At 62.5% G+C, this 18,804-nt stretch carries 16 protein-coding genes; 12 read left to right on the plus strand and 4 right to left on the minus strand.

The features are described from left to right. Positions 1–37: 37 nt before the first annotated feature. On the minus strand, positions 38–1,933 hold the full coding sequence (gene exaA / locus M1D87_RS11580; RefSeq protein ID WP_123084380.1) for a quinoprotein ethanol dehydrogenase: 1,896 nt from the start codon (positions 1,931–1,933) through the stop codon (positions 38–40). A gap of 254 nt (positions 1,934–2,187) precedes the next feature. Here exaA and pedF point away from each other — a divergent pair, with 254 nt between their 5' ends. From pedF to M1D87_RS11630, 10 genes are all read left to right on the plus strand, one after another. Continuing rightward, positions 2,188–2,649, plus strand: coding sequence for a cytochrome c-550 PedF (gene pedF, locus M1D87_RS11585; protein WP_013972175.1), 462 nt, complete (start codon positions 2,188–2,190; stop codon positions 2,647–2,649). A 5-nt stretch (positions 2,650–2,654) separates the two neighbouring features. Beyond that, entirely contained in the window at positions 2,655–3,530 is an 876-nt protein-coding gene (locus tag M1D87_RS11590; RefSeq protein ID WP_061302428.1) for a substrate-binding periplasmic protein, read from the plus strand. Between the two features lie 178 nt (positions 3,531–3,708). After that, on the plus strand, positions 3,709–4,476 hold the full coding sequence (locus M1D87_RS11595) for a quinoprotein dehydrogenase-associated SoxYZ-like carrier (protein WP_123084379.1): 768 nt from the start codon (positions 3,709–3,711) through the stop codon (positions 4,474–4,476). Between the two features lie 39 nt (positions 4,477–4,515). After that, entirely contained in the window at positions 4,516–5,454 is a 939-nt protein-coding gene (locus tag M1D87_RS11600) for a quinoprotein relay system zinc metallohydrolase 1 (RefSeq protein ID WP_371033693.1), read from the plus strand. Positions 5,455–5,616: 162 nt separating this feature from the next. Beyond that, positions 5,617–7,401 (plus strand): PQQ-dependent alcohol dehydrogenase PedH, encoded by a 1,785-nt coding sequence (gene pedH / locus M1D87_RS11605; protein WP_024086834.1) that lies wholly within the window; start codon positions 5,617–5,619, stop codon positions 7,399–7,401. A 162-nt stretch (positions 7,402–7,563) separates the two neighbouring features. Then, complete coding sequence (exaC, locus tag M1D87_RS11610; RefSeq protein ID WP_024086835.1) at positions 7,564–9,084, plus strand: acetaldehyde dehydrogenase ExaC; 1,521 nt, start codon at positions 7,564–7,566, stop codon at positions 9,082–9,084. A 346-nt stretch (positions 9,085–9,430) separates the two neighbouring features. Beyond that, positions 9,431–9,502, plus strand: coding sequence for a pyrroloquinoline quinone precursor peptide PqqA (gene pqqA, locus M1D87_RS11615; RefSeq protein ID WP_003253598.1), 72 nt, complete (start codon positions 9,431–9,433; stop codon positions 9,500–9,502). Positions 9,503–9,554: 52 nt separating this feature from the next. Beyond that, on the plus strand, positions 9,555–9,827 hold the full coding sequence (gene pqqD, locus M1D87_RS11620) for a pyrroloquinoline quinone biosynthesis peptide chaperone PqqD (RefSeq protein WP_061302426.1): 273 nt from the start codon (positions 9,555–9,557) through the stop codon (positions 9,825–9,827). 89 nt (positions 9,828–9,916) lie between these two features. After that, the gene (gene ercA, locus M1D87_RS11625) at positions 9,917–11,080 is read left to right on the plus strand and encodes an alcohol dehydrogenase-like regulatory protein ErcA (protein WP_025339550.1); all 1,164 of its coding nucleotides are present in this window, start codon (positions 9,917–9,919) and stop codon (positions 11,078–11,080) included. Then, positions 11,064–12,791 carry a PAS domain-containing hybrid sensor histidine kinase/response regulator gene (locus M1D87_RS11630; RefSeq protein WP_013972182.1) on the plus strand — a complete coding sequence of 576 codons (1,728 nt, stop codon included), beginning with the start codon at positions 11,064–11,066 and terminating at the stop codon, positions 12,789–12,791. The genes ercA and M1D87_RS11630 overlap by 17 nt, the downstream gene beginning before the upstream one ends. A 237-nt stretch (positions 12,792–13,028) precedes the next feature. Here the strand turns inward: M1D87_RS11630 and M1D87_RS11635 are convergent, their stop codons facing one another. Beyond that, positions 13,029–14,681 carry a SulP family inorganic anion transporter gene (locus tag M1D87_RS11635; protein ID WP_123084376.1) on the minus strand — a complete coding sequence of 551 codons (1,653 nt, stop codon included), beginning with the start codon at positions 14,679–14,681 and terminating at the stop codon, positions 13,029–13,031. 294 nt (positions 14,682–14,975) lie between these two features. On the opposite strand from M1D87_RS11635, the gene M1D87_RS11640 reads away from it, so the two are divergent. Further along, entirely contained in the window at positions 14,976–15,410 is a 435-nt protein-coding gene (locus tag M1D87_RS11640) for an FCD domain-containing protein (protein WP_232880839.1), read from the plus strand. A gap of 171 nt (positions 15,411–15,581) precedes the next feature. Here M1D87_RS11640 and M1D87_RS11645 read toward each other — a convergent pair whose 3' ends face one another. Further along, positions 15,582–16,370 carry a formate/nitrite transporter family protein gene (locus M1D87_RS11645; protein ID WP_013972199.1) on the minus strand — a complete coding sequence of 263 codons (789 nt, stop codon included), beginning with the start codon at positions 16,368–16,370 and terminating at the stop codon, positions 15,582–15,584. Positions 16,371–17,282: 912 nt separating this feature from the next. Between M1D87_RS11645 and M1D87_RS11650 the strand changes: the two genes are divergently transcribed. Continuing rightward, positions 17,283–17,897, plus strand: a complete 615-nt coding sequence (locus tag M1D87_RS11650; RefSeq protein ID WP_038409376.1) for a hypothetical protein — start codon at positions 17,283–17,285, stop codon at positions 17,895–17,897. 472 nt (positions 17,898–18,369) lie between these two features. Here M1D87_RS11650 and M1D87_RS11655 read toward each other — a convergent pair whose 3' ends face one another. Next, positions 18,370–18,600, minus strand: a complete 231-nt coding sequence (locus M1D87_RS11655) for a hypothetical protein (protein WP_003257675.1) — start codon at positions 18,598–18,600, stop codon at positions 18,370–18,372. Between the last annotated feature and the right edge of the window lie 204 nt (positions 18,601–18,804).

Here is an 18,804-nt window from a genome sequence, read left to right on the forward strand (position 1 = left end):
AAGCGGGGAGGGGCGCAGGCCCGCTCCCCGCTGCAAGTCAACGCTGTGCAGTCTTGTTGTCCCAGCTTGGGATCTTGAACACCCAGAACGAACCACCCTGGGCCACCGGCTTGGTCAGTTCGGCCATGTCGCCGCCCCACAGCGGCACCGCGCCGCCGTAACCCACGGTCACGCCGATGTACTGCTCGCCGTCCTGTTCCCAGGTGATCGGCGGCGAGACGATGCCGCTGCCGGTCTGGAACTTCCACAACTCCTTGCCCGTCTTGGCGTCGAAGGCCTTGAAGAAGCCGTCGCCGGTGCCGGTGAACACCAGGTTGCCCTTGGTCGCCAGCACGCCGGCCCACAGCGGCAGGTGCTCCTTGTGCTCCCAAACCAGCTTGCCGGTGGTCGGGTCCATGGCGCGCAGGGTGCCGACGTGGTCGTCGTACATGCGCTTGATGCGGAAGCCCATGCCCAGGTAGGCCGAGCCCTTCTTGTAGTTCACTTCCTCGGTCCAGTACTCCTCCTTCCACTGGTTGCCGGGGATGTAGAACAGGCCGGTGTCCTGGCTGTAGGCCATGGGGTTCCAGTTCTTGCCGCCAAGGAAGGGTGGCGAGACCTCCACCGGCTTGCCCTTGGTTTCTCCCGGCAGCGGTTTGGCCGGGCGCTGCCCAGGGTTTTCCACCGGGCGCCCGGTCTTGAGGTCGATGTGGCTGGCCCAGGTGATGTTGTCGACGAAGGGGAAAGCGTTCTGCAGTTTGCCGTTGCTGCGGTCCACCACGTAGAAGAAGCCGTTGCGGTCGGCGTGGCCGGTGGCCTTGACCAGCTTGCCGTCCTTGCCCTTGTAGTCGAACAGCACCAGCTCGTTGTTGCCGGAGAAATCCCAGGCATCGTTGGGCGTGTGCTGGTAGAACCACTTCACTTCACCGGTGCTCGGGTCGACGCCGACCTGCCCTGAGGTATACAGGCTGTCGAAGTCATGCGGGTTGCCGTCCTTCGAGGTGCGCGCCCAGGTGTTCCAGGGGCCAGGGTTGCCGGCGCCGACAATGATGGTGTTGGTCTCGGGGTCGAAGCTGGCGCTTTGCCAAGGCGCGCCGCCGCCGTGGCTCCAGGCTTCGACCTTGCCGGTTTCGGTGGTGGGGTCGTCCGGCCAGGACGGCGCCTTGACGTCACCGGTCGGCGTGCTGTCCTTGCCGTTCAGGCGGCCCATGTGGCCCTCGACGAAGGGCCGCATCCACACCTCTTCACCGGTGTCCGGGTCGCGGGCGAACAGTTGGCCGACCACGCCGAATTCATCGCCGGAGCTGCCGTGGATCAGCAGTACCTTGCCGCTGGTCTTGTCCTTGATCAGCACCGGGGCGCCGGTCATGGTGTAGCCGGCGGCGTGGTCGCCGAACTTCTTGTTCCACACCACTTTGCCGGTGCGCTTGTCGAGGGCGATGACTCGCGCGTCGAGTGTGCCGAAGTAGATCTTGTCGCCGTAGATCGCTGCGCCGCGGTTGACCACATCGCAGCAGGGGCGAATGTTGTCCGGCAGGCGGTGGTTGTAGGTCCACAGGCGTTTGCCGGTTTTCGCATCGAGGGCGAACACCCGCGAATAGGAGCCGGTAACGTAGACCACGCCGTCGCTGACGATGGCCTGGGATTCCTGGCCGCGTTGTTTCTCGTCGCCGAAGGAATAGGACCACGCCGGGGTCAGCTTGAACACGTTCTGGTCATTGACCTGGGCCAATGGGCTCCAGCGCTGGGCGTTGGTACCCATGCCGTACTGCAGCACATCCTGGGTGGTCAGGTGGTCGTTGGCGATGTCTTCCCACGTCACGTTCTTGCTGGCAGGTGCCGCAGGGGTGGTGGCTGCCGTGGCCACGCTGCCCAGGGCCAGGCTACCGGCCAGCAGCAAGGCCCGCACGCTCAGGGCCAGAGGGGAAAGGGCGGGTAGCGTTCTTGTTGTCATGGTTGCAGTTCCCAGTGGAGGTTTTGGCCTGCACAGGGTGGGACGGGGCGGGCCTTGCGGGATACGGAAAAAATCCCGCCCTTGCCGGGAATAGTTCCCACGGGGCACCTCATTTGGCCCTTCGCCACAAGCCCTACTACCAAGGGAGTAAGGCGCGGCCACCAAAGCAGCATTCGGCCGCCTGCGGGCTGTTTCTAAGATGGCGACACGGCCTCTGTGGTTGAGGCCTTGCGTGCAATCGTGAGGGCATAAAAATGACAACAAAACGCAACGTCTTGCTGGCTGCCGGGCTGCTTGCCAGTGCAGTGCTGACCGGCACTGCCTGGGCACATGGCAATGTGGTGCCCCAGGCCGTGGAAACCAAGGGCCTGACCCCGATCAAGGACGCTGGCGTGACCCTGGACGGCGATGGCTGGGCAGCGGTCAACCCGTACCGCAGCTCTCCCGAGCACGACAAGGCCGTGGAGATCGGTGCCTCGGCCTACAACCAGAACTGCGCCGCCTGCCATGGCCTGGAGGCCAAGTCGGGGGGCATCGCCCCGGATCTGCGCATGCTCGATGCCGGCGAGGCCGGGGATGAGTGGTTCGTCGAGCGGGTACGCCACGGCGCGGTCCGCGACGGCCGGGTGTACATGCCGAAGATGGCCGACTACCTGAGCCAGGAGGCCCTGTGGGCGGTGCGCACCTACCTGGACAGCGTGCACGTCGAGGAATGACGGCCATGCGTCTGTTGGCGGTGCTGTTCAGTGGCTTGCTGCTGTGCTGCGCGGCGGCGCAGGCGCAGGTGCGCAACTACGATGCGATCATCGCCGCCGGCGAATTGAAGGTGGCTGTGTACAAGGACTTTGCGCCCTACAGTTTCGAGGACCACGGCCAGCCGCGAGGTGTCGACGTGGAGCTGGCGCAGGCCCTGGCAACGGCGTTGGGGGTGCGCTTGCAGCTGATCTGGGCGCCACCCGGGGAAAAGCTCGACGACGATCTGCGCGACTACATCTGGCGCGGCAGCCCGTTGCGCCACCAGCAACTGGCCGACCTGATGATGCGGGTGCCATACGACCATGCCTATGCGCAGCGACGCAACGAGGTAGGCGAGCTGGAAAACGCCCAGGTGGTCATGTTCGGCCCTTATCAGGAGGAGCGCTGGCAGGTCGCCTATGATCGCCGCCGCCTGCCCTCGGTGGCCAGTGTCGCGGTGTTCCAGCAGCACCCGATCGGGGTCGAGGTGGACAGCGTGCCGTCGTTCTACCTGACTTCTGTGTTCAACGGCATGCTCAGTGCCAAGACCCATCATTACCCCAATGTGCAGCAAGCTTTCGGCGCCATGCAGGCCGGCCAGGTGGACGCGGTAATGGCGATGCGCGGCGAAGTTGACTGGCAACTGCATCAAGCCGCCGACCCTCAGCTGGCCCTGGCGGAAAACGCCTACCCGAACCTTGGCAAGCAGGCCTGGGAGATCGGCATGGCGGTGCATGAAAGCAACAGGCAGCTGGCCTATGCGGTGGAGGAAGCGCTTGAGACGCTGATTCGTGATGGGCGGATGAAGGCGATTTATGCCAGTTATGGCCTGCGTTACCAGGTGCCGGAAATGTATCAGTAACAAGCTTTGCAGGCTTGTGAGTTTGTAAAAGCAACACATCCCCCTGTGGGAGCGGGTTCACCCGCGAAGAATGCGACGCGGTATATGGCACCGGCTTCGCCGGTGTTCGCGGGTGAACCCGCTCCCACAAGGACCGTGCACTGTCAGCCAGGTTTGCGTTGATCAAAAGGAGTGGGCGATGAACTGGCGAGCGACTTTCCTGCTGGCCTGCTGGATGCCCTGGGCCGCACAGGCCCAGACCAGCGAGCCGAGTAACCACAAGGACCCGGTGCCGTCGGTGATGTGGGACTTCTACCACAAGCAGCTGCTGGGCCAGGCCGCGTTCGTGTTTGATGACCGGGTCAAGCTGCTGGCGCCGCCGTTTGCCGAGGACGCACGCCAGGTGCCGCTGGAGATCGACGCCCGGGCCTTCAGCGGCGAGGTGGTGCGGATTCTCGCCTGGGCCGAACTCAACCCGCTGCCGCGCATTGTCGACTTCCAGCCCGGCGAGCGCGTGCTGCCCTGGTTGTCGATCCGCATCCGCATCGAGCAGGCCACACCGCTGCGCGCTGCGGTGCTGACGCGCGACGGCCTGTGGCATGTCGGCTCGGCCTTGATCGATGCCGCTGGCGGCGGTTGTACCGCGCCCAGCGTGGTACGCACCCAGCCCGGTTGGGAGGAGCACCTCGGTGAAGTCCTGGGCGGGCGCTACCCGCGCGGCGACAGCAGCCGCTTGCGCCTGCAGGTGGCTCACCCGATGGACAACGGCCTGGTCAGCGGCATTCCCGAATTCTTCCTCAACCATGCCGAGTTGCAAGGCGCGGACGGCCAGCGCCTGGCCAGCCTGGAACTGTACCCGGCGGTCAGCGAAAACCCCAACCTGGGCTTCGACATCCAGGGCCCCGGGCCGACCCGGCTGTTGTTGCAGGACAACAGCGGCAACCAGTTCGAGGCGGCAGTGCCCTGAACGCGTTGCCGACTCCATCCCTGACCAGAGGCGCCCGTCATGCGTTGCATTCTGCTGTTGCTACTGTGCCTGGGCCTGCCGGCCTGGGCAGACCTGGACTATCGGCTCAAGCCCCGGCAGATCGCCGAAGGCACCTGGCTGCTGGAGGGCAGCACCGACAATTTCGCCAAGGATAACGGCGGCAATATCGTCAACACCGCGTTCATCGTCACCGACAACGGGGTGGTGGTGATCGACAGCGGGCCGTCGAAACGCTACGGCGAAGCATTGCGCCAGGCCATTGCCGCCACCACCGACAAGCCGGTGGTCGAAGTGCTGCTGACCCATCATCACCCCGACCATGTGCTGGGCAACCAGGCCTTTGCCGATGTGCCCATCGGCGCCCTGGCCGGTACCGGCGAGCTGTTGCGCCAGCAGGGGGAGGCCATGGCCGAGAACATGTACCGCCTGGTTGGCGACTGGATGCGCGGTACCGAGGTGGTGCTGCCGACCCGCGTGCTGGAGCCAGGTATTCACGAGGTGGGTGGGCACCGCCTGCGGCTGCTGGCGCTGGGCGGGCACACCGGTGCCGACCTGGCGATTCTGGATGAAAGCACCGGTGTGCTGTTCGCTGGCGACCTGGTGTTCTACGAGCGCGCATTGACCACGCCCAACAGCCCGGGGCTGGAGGTGTGGCTGAAGGAGCTGGACACCTTGCAAGCGCTGCCCTGGAAGCAGCTGGTGCCTGGTCATGGCCCGCTGGCCAGCGATGCCCGGCCGTTTGCCCAGATGCGTGATTACCTGGGCTGGCTGGACGGGCTGATGCGCGACGGCGCGGCGCGTGGTGATGACATGGCCGAGATGATCCGCAGCCCCATACCCGAGCGGTTTGCCGCTATCAGCCTGACCCGTTACGAGCTGATTCGCAGTGTCAGCCACCTGTACCCCCATTACGAACGCCAGCAGCTGCGGCGTGTCGACGCCAAGCCCCCTATCTGAGGGTGTAACACAGCCCCCTGTGGGGCCGCGCAAGTTCACTGCTACCAAGGAACTAGAAAACTCAGCACTGCGGGCAATTGTTGGCAAGCAGGTCGGGACCAAGAATTCCCGACACACCGGGAAGTTTTCCCGGATACAACAAAAAAACCAAAGGTAGCCGTCATGACCCGATCCACACGTCGTCCCGTGTTCGCCTTGAGCCTGGTGCTCAGCGCCATGCTGCTTGCCGGTGCAGCCCACGCCGCTGTCAGCAATGAAGAAATTCTCCAGGACCCGAAGAACCCGCAGCAGATCGTGACCAATGGCCTGGGCGTGCAGGGCCAGCGCTACAGCCCGCTGAACCTGCTCAATACCGACAACGTCAAGGACCTGCGGCCGGTCTGGGCATTTTCCTTCGGTGGTGAGAAGCAGCGCGGCCAGCAGGCCCAGCCGCTGGTCAAGGACGGGGTGATGTACCTGACCGGCTCCTACTCACGGGTGTTCGCCGTGGACGCCCGTACCGGCAAGAAACTGTGGCAATACGATGCGCGCCTGCCCGATGACATTCGCCCGTGCTGCGACGTGATCAACCGCGGCGTGGCGCTGTACGGCAACCTGGTGTTCTTCGGCACCCTCGATGCCAAGCTGGTGGCGCTGAACAAGGACACCGGCAAGGTGGTATGGAGCAAGAAAGTGGCCGACCACAAGGAAGGCTACTCCATCAGCGCCGCGCCGATGATCGTCAACGGCAAGCTGATCACCGGCGTCGCCGGCGGCGAGTTTGGCGTGGTGGGCAAGATCCAGGCCTACAACCCGGAAAACGGCGAGCTGCTGTGGATGCGCCCGACCGTGGAGGGGCACATGGGCTACGTGTACAAGGACGGCAAGGCGATCGAAAACGGCATTTCCGGCGGCGAGGCGGGCAAGACCTGGCCTGGCGACCTGTGGAAGACCGGTGGTGCGGCGCCTTGGCTGGGCGGCTACTACGACCCGGAAACCAACCTGATCCTGTTTGGCACCGGCAACCCGGCGCCGTGGAACTCGCACCTGCGCCCGGGCGACAACCTGTATTCCTCGTCGCGCCTGGCCCTGAACCCCGACGATGGCACCATCAAGTGGCACTTCCAGAGCACGCCGCATGACGGCTGGGACTTCGACGGCGTCAACGAGCTGATCTCGTTCAACTACAAGGACGGCGGCAAGGAGGTCAAGGCCGCCGCTACCGCTGACCGCAACGGCTTCTTCTACGTGCTGGACCGCACCAACGGCAAGTTCATCCGCGGCTTCCCCTTCGTCGACAAGATCACCTGGGCCACCGGCCTGGACAAGGACGGCCGGCCAATCTACAACGAGGCCAGCCGGCCGGGGGCGCCGGGTAGCGAGGCCAAGGGCAGCTCGGTGTTCGTCGCCCCGGCGTTCCTCGGGGCCAAGAACTGGATGCCGATGGCCTACAACAAGGACACCGGGCTGTTCTATGTGCCGTCCAACGAGTGGGGCATGGACATCTGGAACGAAGGCATCGCCTACAAGAAAGGCGCGGCGTTCCTCGGTGCCGGCTTCACCATCAAGCCGCTCAACGAAGACTACATTGGCGTGTTGCGCGCCATCGACCCGGTCAGCGGCAAGGAAGTGTGGCGCCACAAGAACTATGCGCCACTGTGGGGCGGGGTGCTGACCACCAAGGGCAACCTGGTGTTCACCGGCACGCCGGAAGGCTTCCTGCAGGCGTTTAACGCCAAGACTGGCGACAAGGTCTGGGAGTTCCAGACCGGTTCCGGCGTGCTCGGTTCGCCAGTGACCTGGGAAATGGACGGCGAGCAGTACGTTTCGGTGGTTTCCGGCTGGGGCGGCGCGGTGCCGCTGTGGGGCGGTGAAGTGGCCAAGCGGGTCAAGGACTTCAACCAGGGCGGCATGCTCTGGACCTTCAAGCTGCCCAAGCAACTGCAAACGGCAAGCGCCAGTCGCTAAGCCTGCAACCTGCCGCTTGCTGCCAGGGACCCTGTGGCAAGCGGCCCTACTACCAAATGACGAGAGCCCCGCTGCCAACGATGCATTCGCCCGGCAGGCGGGGCTTTTTACCATCGGCTCATCGCCTGTCGCCGGACAGGCATCGACCCACAGAGGCTCAGCATGATCTACGCACAACCCGGAACCCCAGGCGCCGTCGTGTCTTTCAAACCACGCTACGGCAACTTCATCAACGGTGAATTCGTGCCGCCGCTGGGCGGCCAGTACTTCACCAATAGCTCGCCGGTCAATGGCCAGCCGATTGCCGAGTTCCCGCGCTCCGGCGCCCAGGACATCGAGCAGGCCCTGGACGCTGCGCATGCCGCTGCCGAGGCCTGGGGCAAGACCTCGGTGCAGGACCGCGCCCTGGTACTGCTGAAGATCGCCGACCGCATCGAACAGAATCTCGAAGTACTGGCCGTTACCGAGAGCTGGGACAACGGCAAGGCCGTGCGCGAAACCCTCAACGCCGACGTGCCGCTGGCGGCGGACCACTTCCGCTACTTCGCCGGCTGCATCCGTGCCCAGGAAGGCGGCGCCGCCGAGATCAACGAAGGCACCGTGGCCTACCATATCCACGAGCCGCTGGGTGTGGTCGGGCAAATCATCCCGTGGAACTTCCCGCTGCTGATGGCCGCCTGGAAACTCGCCCCGGCCCTGGCCGCCGGCAACTGCGTGGTGCTCAAGCCGGCGGAGCAGACGCCGTTGTCGATCACCATTTTCGCCGAGCTGATCGCCGACCTGCTGCCAGCAGGCGTGCTGAACATCGTCCAGGGCTTTGGCCGCGAAGCCGGTGAGGCCCTGGCCACCAGCAAGCGCATCGCCAAGATCGCCTTCACCGGTTCCACCCCGGTGGGCTCGCACATCATGAAGTGCGCGGCCGAGAACATCATCCCGTCCACCGTCGAACTGGGCGGCAAGTCGCCGAACATCTTCTTCGAAGACATCATGCAGGCCGAGCCCGCGTTCATCGAAAAGGCAGCCGAAGGCCTGGTGCTGGCGTTCTTCAACCAGGGTGAAGTGTGCACCTGCCCGTCGCGGGCGCTGATCCAGGAATCGATCTACGAGCCGTTCATGGCCGAGGTGATGAAGAAGATCGCCAAGATCACCCGTGGCAACCCGCTGGACACCGCGACCATGGTCGGCGCCCAGGCCTCGGAGCAGCAATACGACAAGATTCTTTCCTACTTGCAGATTGCCCGGGAGGAGGGCGCGCAGCTGCTCACCGGTGGCGCTGCCGAGCGGCTCGACGGCGACCTGGCCAGCGGTTACTACATCCAGCCGACCCTGCTCAAGGGCAACAACAAGATGCGCGTGTTCCAGGAGGAGATCTTCGGCCCGGTGGTGGGCGTGACCACCTTCAAGGACGAAGCCGAAGCCCTGGCGATCGCCAACGACAGCGAGTTTGGCCTGGGCGCGGGGCTGTGGACCCGTGACATCAACCGTGCCTACCGCATGGGCCGCGGGATCAAGGCCGGGCGCGTGTGGACCAACTGCTACCACCTGTACCCGGCGCATGCCGCGTTCGGTGGCTATAAGAAGTCCGGGGTGGGCCGCGAGACGCACAAGATGATGCTTGATCACTACCAGCAGACCAAGAACCTGCTGGTGAGCTACGACATCAACCCGCTGGGCTTCTTCTAAAGCCTGAGCTGGCCTCGGGGGCTGCCTTGCAGCCCATCGCAGGCAAGCCAGCTCCTACAGGGACAGCGCAGGCCATGGATCTTGCGCAATCCCTGTGGGAGATTGCCCAGCCCTTTGGGCTGCGCTTTCGCGCAGAGAACCAATATCGCTCGTCTGACGCGTCCTTTGTAGGAGCAGCCTTGTGCTGCGAAGAGGCCGGCACTGCCATGCACAAATCCACAGCTGCTCCGTGTTACCCCTACCAACGCACCCCGCAAACCTGTCCCAAAGTAGCATTCGGCCCCGTCGCCCCTCGTGCATTAATGCCTATACCGGAATCGCCCGGCACCAACAAGAGGAATGCCCCATGTGGACTAAACCCGCCTTTACCGACCTGCGCATCGGCTTCGAAGTGACGATGTACTTCGCCAATCGTTGATGCCTGTCCGGCCATAAGCGCGATGGCCGGTTCTTCATTGAGCATGCCCGTTGTGAACTTGATCGATCGCGAACAAGCCCTGGCCTTGCGCAAGGGCTTCCGCCTGCGCTGGGAGCCGCGCCAGGCCTGCCATGTGCTGCTGTACCCGGAGGGCACCATCGAACTCAATGCCAGTGCCGGCTGGGTGCTCGAGTTGCTGGACGGCCGGCGCAGCGTGGCGGCGGTTATCGACCGCCTTGCACAGCGCTTCCCCGGGGTGCCGGGGCTGGACGAGGACATCCTGGCGTTCCTGGAGGTGGCCCGTGCCAAGTACTGGATCGAATGAGCCGTGGCCAGGCTTTGGTCTGGTTGCTTTCGCTGCGGGATGCTTTACGCTGGCGGTTACCTTCCAGAACAATAAGAACAGGCTTCCCGATGAGCCAGAGTTTCAGCCCGCTTCGCAAGTTCGTTTCGCCCGAGATCATCTTTGGTGCCGGCTGCCGGCATAATGTCGCCAATTACGCCAAGACCTTCGGTGCGCGCAAGGTGCTGGTGGTCAGCGACCCCGGTGTGATTGCCGCCGGTTGGGTGGCGGACGTGGAGGCCAGCCTGCAGGCCCAGGGCATCGACTACTGCCTGTACAGCGCCGTATCGCCCAACCCGCGTGTGGAAGAGGTGATGCTTGGCGCCGAGATCTACCGGCAAAACCACTGTGATGTGATCGTTGCGGTCGGCGGCGGCAGCCCGATGGATTGCGGCAAGGCCATCGGCATCGTGGTCGCCCACGGGCGCAGCATCCTCGAATTCGAAGGCGTGGACATGATCCGCGTGCCCAGCCCGCCGCTGATCCTGATCCCGACCACGGCCGGCACCTCGGCGGACGTGTCGCAGTTCGTGATCATTTCCAACCAGCAGGAGCGCATGAAGTTCTCCATCGTCAGCAAGGCGGTGGTGCCGGACGTGTCGCTGATCGACCCGCAAACCACCCTGAGCATGGACCCGTTCTTGTCGGCCTGCACCGGTATCGACGCGCTGGTGCATGCCATCGAAGCCTTCGTTTCCACCGGCCACGGCCCGCTGACCGACCCCCATGCGCTGGAGGCCATGCGCCTGATCAACGGCAACCTGGTGGAAATGATCGCCAACCCCACCGATATTGCCCTGCGCGAGAAGATCATGCTGGGCAGCATGCAGGCGGGGCTGGCGTTTTCCAATGCGATCCTGGGTGCGGTCCACGCCATGTCGCACAGCCTGGGCGGGTTCCTCGACCTGCCGCATGGCCTGTGCAATGCGGTGCTGGTGGAGCACGTGGTGGCGTTCAACTACAGCTCGGCACCGGAGCGTTTCAAGGTGATTGCCGAAGTGCTGGGTATCGACTGCCGCGGCCTCAACCACCGGCAGATCTGCGCACGCCTGGTGGAGCACCTGATCGCCCTGAAGCATGCCATCGGCTTCCACGAAACCTTGGGCCTGCATGGGGTGCGCACGGCCGATATCCCGTTCCTGTCGCAACATGCGATGGACGACCCGTGCATCCTCACCAACCCGCGTGCGTCGAGCCAGCGTGATGTCGAGGTGGTCTATGGCGAGGCCCTCTGACGAGCAGCAACGGGCGCTGGCCGGGCTGCTGGGGCTGGGCGACCACTCGGCGCGCAAGAGCCATTATCCGGAGCTGGCGGCGCGCCTGGACGAACTGGAGGCTGAGCGCAACCGCTACAAATGGTTGTTCGAAAACGCCGTGCACGGGATTTTCCAGGCCAGCCTGCAAGACGGCATGCGTGCCGCCAACCCGGCGTTGGCACGCATGCTCGGTTACGACAACCCGCAAGCGTTGCTGTTTCCGCTGACGGACCTTGCCGCCAACCTGTTTGTCGGCGGGGCCGAAGAGTTGCACGCCATCACCGCGACCCTCGCCCGTGAACGCAGCCTGCACGGTTATGAAACCCGCTTGCGGCGCAAGGACGGCAGCCACCTTGATGTGTTGATGAACCTGTTGCTCAAGCCAGGTCAGGAAGGGCTGGTGGAAGGGTTTGTCGCCGACATCACCGAACGCAAGCTGGCCCAGCAGCGCCTGCAGCAACTGAATGACGAGCTCGAGCAACGGGTGGCTGCCCGTACCGATGAGCTGCTGGAGGCCAACCGCAACCTGCAACAGCAGATCGCCGAGCGCAAACAGATCGCCCGCGCCCTGCGCGATGCCCGCGACGCCGCGGAAACCGCCAACCGCAGCAAGGACAAGTACCTCGCTGCCGCCAGCCATGACCTGCTGCAACCGCTGAATGCAGCGCGGCTGCTGATCTCGACCTTGCGCGAAAGACCGCTGCCAGAAGCGGAAAAAGGGCTGGTGGAGCGTACCCATCAGGCGCTGGAGGGCGCTGAAGACCTGTTGACCGACCTGCTGGACATTTCCCGGCTCGACCAGGCGGCGGTCAAGCCGGACGTGGCGCTGTACCGCCTCGACGAGCTGTTCGGGCCACTGGTCTCGGAGTTCCGCACGGTGGCCGATGCGGCAGGCCTGAAGTTGCGTGCGCGCATTGCCGACTACGCCATCAGCACCGACCTGCGGCTGATGACGCGTATCCTGCGCAACTTTCTCAGCAACGCCTGCCGTTATACCGATGAGGGCAGGATTCTGCTGGGCGCCAGGCGCCGCGGCGATCACTTGCGCCTGGAGGTGTGGGATACCGGGCGGGGCATCGCGGCCGATCGGCTGCAGGCCATTTTCCTCGAGTTCAACCAACTTGACGTAGGCCGTGCCGCCGATCGCAAGGGTGTGGGGCTGGGGCTGGCGATCGTCGAGCGGATCGCCAAGATTCTCGGCTATCGCGTCGAGGTGCGTTCATGGCCGGGGCGTGGCTCGATGTTCAGTATCGACGTGCCGATCGGCGAAGCCATGCCGCTGCCTATCCACCAGGCCGCGCCGCAGCCTGGCGCCGGCAACCCGTTGCCGGGCCGCCGCCTGCTGGTACTGGACAACGAAGTGAGCATCCTCGAGAGCATGGGCGCGCTGCTCGGGCAGTGGGGCTGCGAAGTGGTTACCGCGACCGACCAGGCCGGGGCCTTGCTGGCCTTGCAGGGGCGGGCACCGGAATTGATCCTGGCGGACTTTCACCTGGACCACGGTGTTGTCGGCTGCGAGGTGGTCAGGCACTTGCGTGAACATTTCGGCGCCGCCATTCCTGCGGTGATCATCACTGCCGACCGCAGCGATCAGTGCCGACGCTCCTTGAACAAGCTCGGTGCGCCGTTGCTGAACAAGCCGGTCAAACCGGGGAAGTTGCGTGCGGTGTTGAGCCAGTTGCTGGGCTGAAGTCTCAACCCCATGGCCTTGCGCGTACCTCTGTAGGAGCAGCCTTGTGCTGCGAAGAGGCCCGTACTGATTATGCATATCTGTTGCTTGTACCGGCCTCTTCGCAGCACAAGGCTGCTCCTACAGGGGGGGGGCGCGCAGTGCCAGGTGGCTGTTCCTGAAATGGGACTCTGTATGGCCTTTCAATACAAGCGACTGGACAAGAATAACGCCGCTTTACTGCTGGTGGATCACAAATCAGTTGTGTGCCGCCGGTGCCTTTGCCTCCAGCAGGGCGGTACCGAGCGTTTGGTGATAGTGCCCGGGGCCAAGCAGGCGCAAGATTCCGGCCTTTTCGAGCTTGCCAAGCACCTTGCCGTTGGCTTCGCACAGTTTCACAACGATCTGGCGTTCATGCAGTTGCTGGATCACTTCCTCCAGGGTCTGCAGCCCGGTGATATCCATGAAGGGCACCCGCTTCAGGCAAATTACCAGCAGTTCAGGGTCGGTATGCGTTTGTGACAGAGCGCGCTCGAAGGTTTCAGCGGCGCCAAAGAACAGCGGGCCTTCGATGGTGTACACCAGCACGCCGGGGGGCAGCGATTTCTGGCCGTTGCTGTGCAGTTCATTGGCCAGTTCCTCTTCGACTACCTGCTGGACTTCGACGGACGATGCCATGCGGCGCATGAACTGAAGCATGGCGAGGATGACGCCGATATTCACGGCGATCACCAGGTCGCTGAACACCGTCAAGGTGAAGGTGACGAGCAGGATGGCGATGTCGGCTCGCGGTGCGCGCTGCAGCATGCGCTTGAAATGCTTCAGCTCGCTCATGTTGTAGGCGACGACGAACAGGATCGCTGCCAGTGCGCAGAGTGGAATGTTCGACGCCAGGGGCGCCAGGAACAGAATGATCAGTACCAGTGTCAGCGCATGGATGATGCCGGCCAACGGCCCGGTAGCACCATTGCGGATGTTGGTCGCTGTCCGGGCAATGGCACCTGTGGCGGCAAAGCCCCCGAACAGCGGCACTACCAGGTTGGCGACCCCTTGGCCGATCAGTTCCTGGTTCGAGTCGTGCCTGGTCCCTGCCATGCCGTCGGCGACAACAGCAGAGAGCATCGATTCGATGGCCCCCAGCATGGCGATCGCAAAGGCTGGCCCGATCAGTTCGATCACCCGCGCCAGGGAGACTTCGGGCCAGGTCAGTGACGGCAAACCTTGTGGGATAGCCCCGAAGGCGGTGCCGATGGTAGCCACACCGTCAAAATGAAACAGGGATTGGACCAGCGTCGCGAACACCATGGCTACCAGTGGCCCGGGCAGGCGTTTCAGCACGGGCAGCCTTGGGGCCAGGATCAGCAAAGCAAGGCTGCATGTCGCGAGCAGCGTCGTGGCAATGTGGAGGTCCGGCAGGGCTAGCAACAGATGCCACAGTTTTTCGTGGAAGTGCCCACCTTCGATTTCGGGCAGGCCGAAGAAGTCACGCCATTGCCCAACCCAGATGATGATGCCGATGCCGGCGGTGAAACCTACGATCACCGGGTCGGGAATGAACTTGATGACTGCACCCAGGCGGGTAATGCCAAGCACCAGCAGTATGGCGCCAGCCATCATCGTGGCCAGTTGAAGGCCTTCCACTCCGTACTTCGCCGTCACCCCGGCGAGGATCACGATGAAGGCCCCGGTCGGTCCGGCGATCTGTAATCGACTACCGCCCAGCAAGGAAACCAGCAGCCCGCCTATGATCGCCGTGTAGATGCCTTGCTCCGGCTTGACCCCGGAAGCGATGGCGAAGGCCATGGCGAGGGGCAGCGCAACAACCCCGACGATGAGGCCGGAGACAAGGTTGCGCATCCAGTGTTCACGCTTGAACAGGCCGGCGTTCCAGGCTTCGCGAACCGCGATCATTGCAGGCTCCTTGATAAGGTGCATGCACATAGTATTTAGCATGCCATGGGCCTGTTGTGCCTCTGAACGAACTGATCGAGCTGAACGAGGCGGAGCAGGGCAGGCGCGGCATCTGCACCCTCAAGCGTTCATATTCGTGAACAGTGCACAATATTGATTTGTTCGCGGCGCTATTTCTCTTGCCCCCGCAATTCCCAAGAATTCGCCCGAGGAGTCGTCGGCATTCGTCGAGCGCAACCATTCCCTCAACGCCCACGCCTTCAGGAAATGACGCCGGTTATGGAGATCATGAACGTGAAACTGCCCGTAACGGGCAAAAGGGCGCTGTTCGCCTTGTCGCTGGCGGCATTGCTGGTCGGCTGTGGCCCGCAGGCGCAGGAGAGTGCTCCGGCGGCGCCGAGTGTGGTGGTGAGCCAACCGTTCACCGACTATAAACAGGCTTCGCTGCTCAACCGCGAGTTCCACTTCGGTCTGATTGCCGCCGCACGCATGCCGGTGATCTTCAAGACCCTGGAGAACATGTGGGTGATGATGGGGCCGCTGCTCAGCACCTTCCATGCCGAAGTGCCCAAAGCGGAACTGGCCAGCGCCAAGCACAAGCACTTCGAAGTACTCGAAGCCTTGCGCAAGCGCGATTCGGCAAAGGCCAAGGCGGCCCTGCAAGCGGATATTGCATGGGGGGAGTTGATGGTGGAGTGGTTGGAGCGCAAGTCGCTGGCCCAAGGTTGATGGCGGATGCCTTGATCGCCGTCCGGGTTCCATTGAGTCGGCGATGACATGACCGCCGTCAGCATCCGGCCGAACATCGTGTCGCCCTGCGTGGCCCAAGGATAGTGACGAACGGTCAAGCAGGCTTGTGCAGCGCACATCACCTGCACAAGCGTGCCTGACCGCAATGCCTCACTGCACCTCGCACGCTTCCTGCGAAGGCACACCGTAGGACACGTAGTACGCCAACCCCACGAAGATCGCCCCACCCACCGCATTCCCCAGGAACACGGCCATCAGGTTCTCCACCAACTGCCCCCAGCTCAGGTAGCCGGCAAAGATCGCTGCCGGAATCAGGAACATGTTGGCTACCACGTGCTGGAAACCGATGGCGACGAACGCCATGATCGGGAACCAGATGCCGAGAATCTTGCCGCTCATTTCACGGCTGGCATACGACAGCCACACTGCCAGGCACACCAGCCAGTTGCAGCCGATTCCGGACACGAAGGCGTGGAGGAAGTCGGCGTTGGTCTTGCTGGTCGCAGCCGCCAACACCTTGTTCAGGTAGGCCCCCTCGGTCAGGCCCAGCAGGTGACCGAAGCACCCGGCAACGAACAGTGCACCGAACAGATTGGCGACGGTCACCAGCAGCCAGTTGCGCGCCACGGCGCCTGGGCCGATACGCCGAGCGAACATCGCCAAGGGCAAGCTCATCATGTTGCCGGTGAGCAGTTCGCCACCGGCCAGGATCACCAGGATCAGGCCGATGGGAAATACCGCGGCGCCCAGCAGTGTGCCGAACGAGGCCCACTGTACCGGGATCATGGTGCTGACGTGGATAGCCAGGAGAAACCCTAGCGAAATGAATGCACCTGCGAGGAACCCCAGGACCAGTGTCGCATGGGTGGATAGGTGGGCTTTCTTGACGCCGCTCTCGATGACGAGCTCGGTGATACGGGTGGGGCTATTGACGGACATTTCGGAAACTCGAACACGGTGACGGCGACGCGACTGGCGCGCACGCCGTGGTGGGGCTTGATCAGTACGGGGGTAGGCTACGCAACTGGTGCAAAGGTGTAACGCGCACCTTTGAGCCAGCGGCGAAGAGGGCGGCAAGCTACATGAGGCAATTTGACGCGGTCAAATCGATGGAATGGATGATCTGATAGACCGCGTCGATGAGGCTTGCAGGTCAGCGCGCATGGATCTGCTTCCCGGCAAACCAGGCCTGGAACATCACTTGGGGGCTCCCAGGGCAAATTGAGCCCGCTGGCAGGCTGAAGATGACAGACGGGTTTCCGACCGCCCGTTATGATCGGAATGTAGCTTGCCGGGCCTGACTGATGGCACTTTAGGCACGGTCATCTGGAAACCGAGATCTGCGAAACAGCGGAATAGAGCATTCAAAGTCACTTGCGAAGTTTGGATCCAGTTGTCGATAAAACTTTCCACTCGGTCAAATTACAAAAAATTAGCAAACTAACTAACTTGATTTAGTGTACCGCCTGTCGGTCGTTTTGTTCGAGAAATGAACGATTTGGGTGACGCTGACTCCTATTTGCCAGCAGGTGCCTTCAATGTGATTGCACCTCGCGCCTTTCCCCCAGAACTTATGGACGTTCAACCTCATTAGCATCGCAGGGATGCTCATGGGGCTTCTTTTTTCCTGAATAGTGGAGCAACGCCATGCCCAACCGAGGTTCTTCGGGTGAGCCACCGTGTGTATTGAATAATTATCTGCTTTTTCATTTAACGATTCGAATTTGGCTTTGCCACTGCGATTAAATCGTTCGCACGCCTATTGCAAGGTCATCTAGCGCTAACGCATTACGTGGAGAAAACGTCGTGGAGATTAATACAATTATTAGCCTGTTCGGGCAGAAAGAATCCATGGAGCTGGTGCGGTTGTCTGTAATTTACGTTCATTTATTGGCCTGTTGCATTGCCATCGGCCTGGTATTCGCCAGTGACGCCGAGATGGTCAGGAACTTGTTGAAAGGTCATAAAGAAGCCGGGCATGACAGTAAGCATATGACGAGCTTGCAGAAGTCCGTGGCCAATGCCCTGATATTCTTGTGGCTCACGGGCGCCGCAGTGATTGGAATTGACTACCTTGATAAAGGTATGAACTATTTTGCCAATCCGAAACTTCAAGCGAAGGTCATTATTGTCATGTTGCTGACCTTCAATGGCATGCTGTTGCATCGTTATGTATTGCCTGCCCTGCTCAAAGCGGGCAACTTGCTCGACCTTAATTTCGGCGTGCGGATGTTCGCACTGTTCTCCGGCGCACTGTCGGGTGTGTCCTGGTTGTATGCGGCGATGCTGGGTGTTGGCCGCCCACTGGCCTGGAAATACTCGCTGACCGAGTTGCTGCTGGCCTATCCGGTACTGATCTTGCTGGGCTTTGCCATGATGGCTGCCCTGACCCAGTGGGCACGCAAACGCAGCCAGGCCGAACCGGTTCCGGCGCCTGTCTGGCGACTGGCTGGTATTCCTACCTGATTGCCTGAGTAACGCTTCAATTACGCCGCGAACCGGGAAACCTGGTTCGCGGCGAGCTCGTTTCATGCGCAGCCTCTGGGCGGTTCGGCTGGCGGTTGGTAAAGGCCTGAAGTGATGTGTCGCCTGATCTGGCCTCTTCGCGGGCGCGCCCGCTCCCACAAGGTCCCGCGCAGTTCTGTGGGAGATCGCCCAGTCCTTTGGGCTGCGCTGTCGCGTAGAGAACTGAATCCGCAAACAGTGCGCGTACCCTGTGGGAGCGGCTTTAGCCGCGAAGAATCCAACGCGGTACATGGCACCGGCTGCGCCGGTGTTCGCGGCTAAAGCCGCTCCCACAGAGTCCCGGTTAATTCAATGAGTTATGTGCAGTTCTGTGGGAGCGGGCGTGCCCGCGAAAGGGCCGGAACAGGCAGTCGAGAAATTTCAGGACTTTCAGTTCTACCAAGATTGCGAACCAGCCCCATCCGCTGACGGGTCAGGCGCGAACCAATAGAAATATCGCCGGTAGCAGCTGCCCATCGTCAGGCGGCAGGCCGCCTGCATTGGTTTTTTGCGCTCGTTGCAGCGTGGTGGCGATGGTGATTTCCGTTCGCGACTCGATACTCCGCGCCACACCTCCCACCGAGCCTTCACCGAAGCCCAGCAGCGAGCAGCCGTTGTTGATGAGCACGAAGAAAACGATCACCCAGAATGGGCCGCAGTTCATGGTGCAAGCCCCAGGGCGTCGATGGCTGCGCACGAAACGATGGAAACGCTATCGCCAAGGTCCGCTACATCAGCGCCTTGTCTCATTGAGTTGAAAATGGGGGAGGCCATGTACCCGCTCCAGATGTTGCTTGTGGAGCTAATGGTGACGGCGCGGTGATTCAATGAAAAACGATGCTCAGTGATCCAGGATATCGATCCGCTT

This window comes from Pseudomonas sp. SA233 (genome assembly GCF_054792385.1).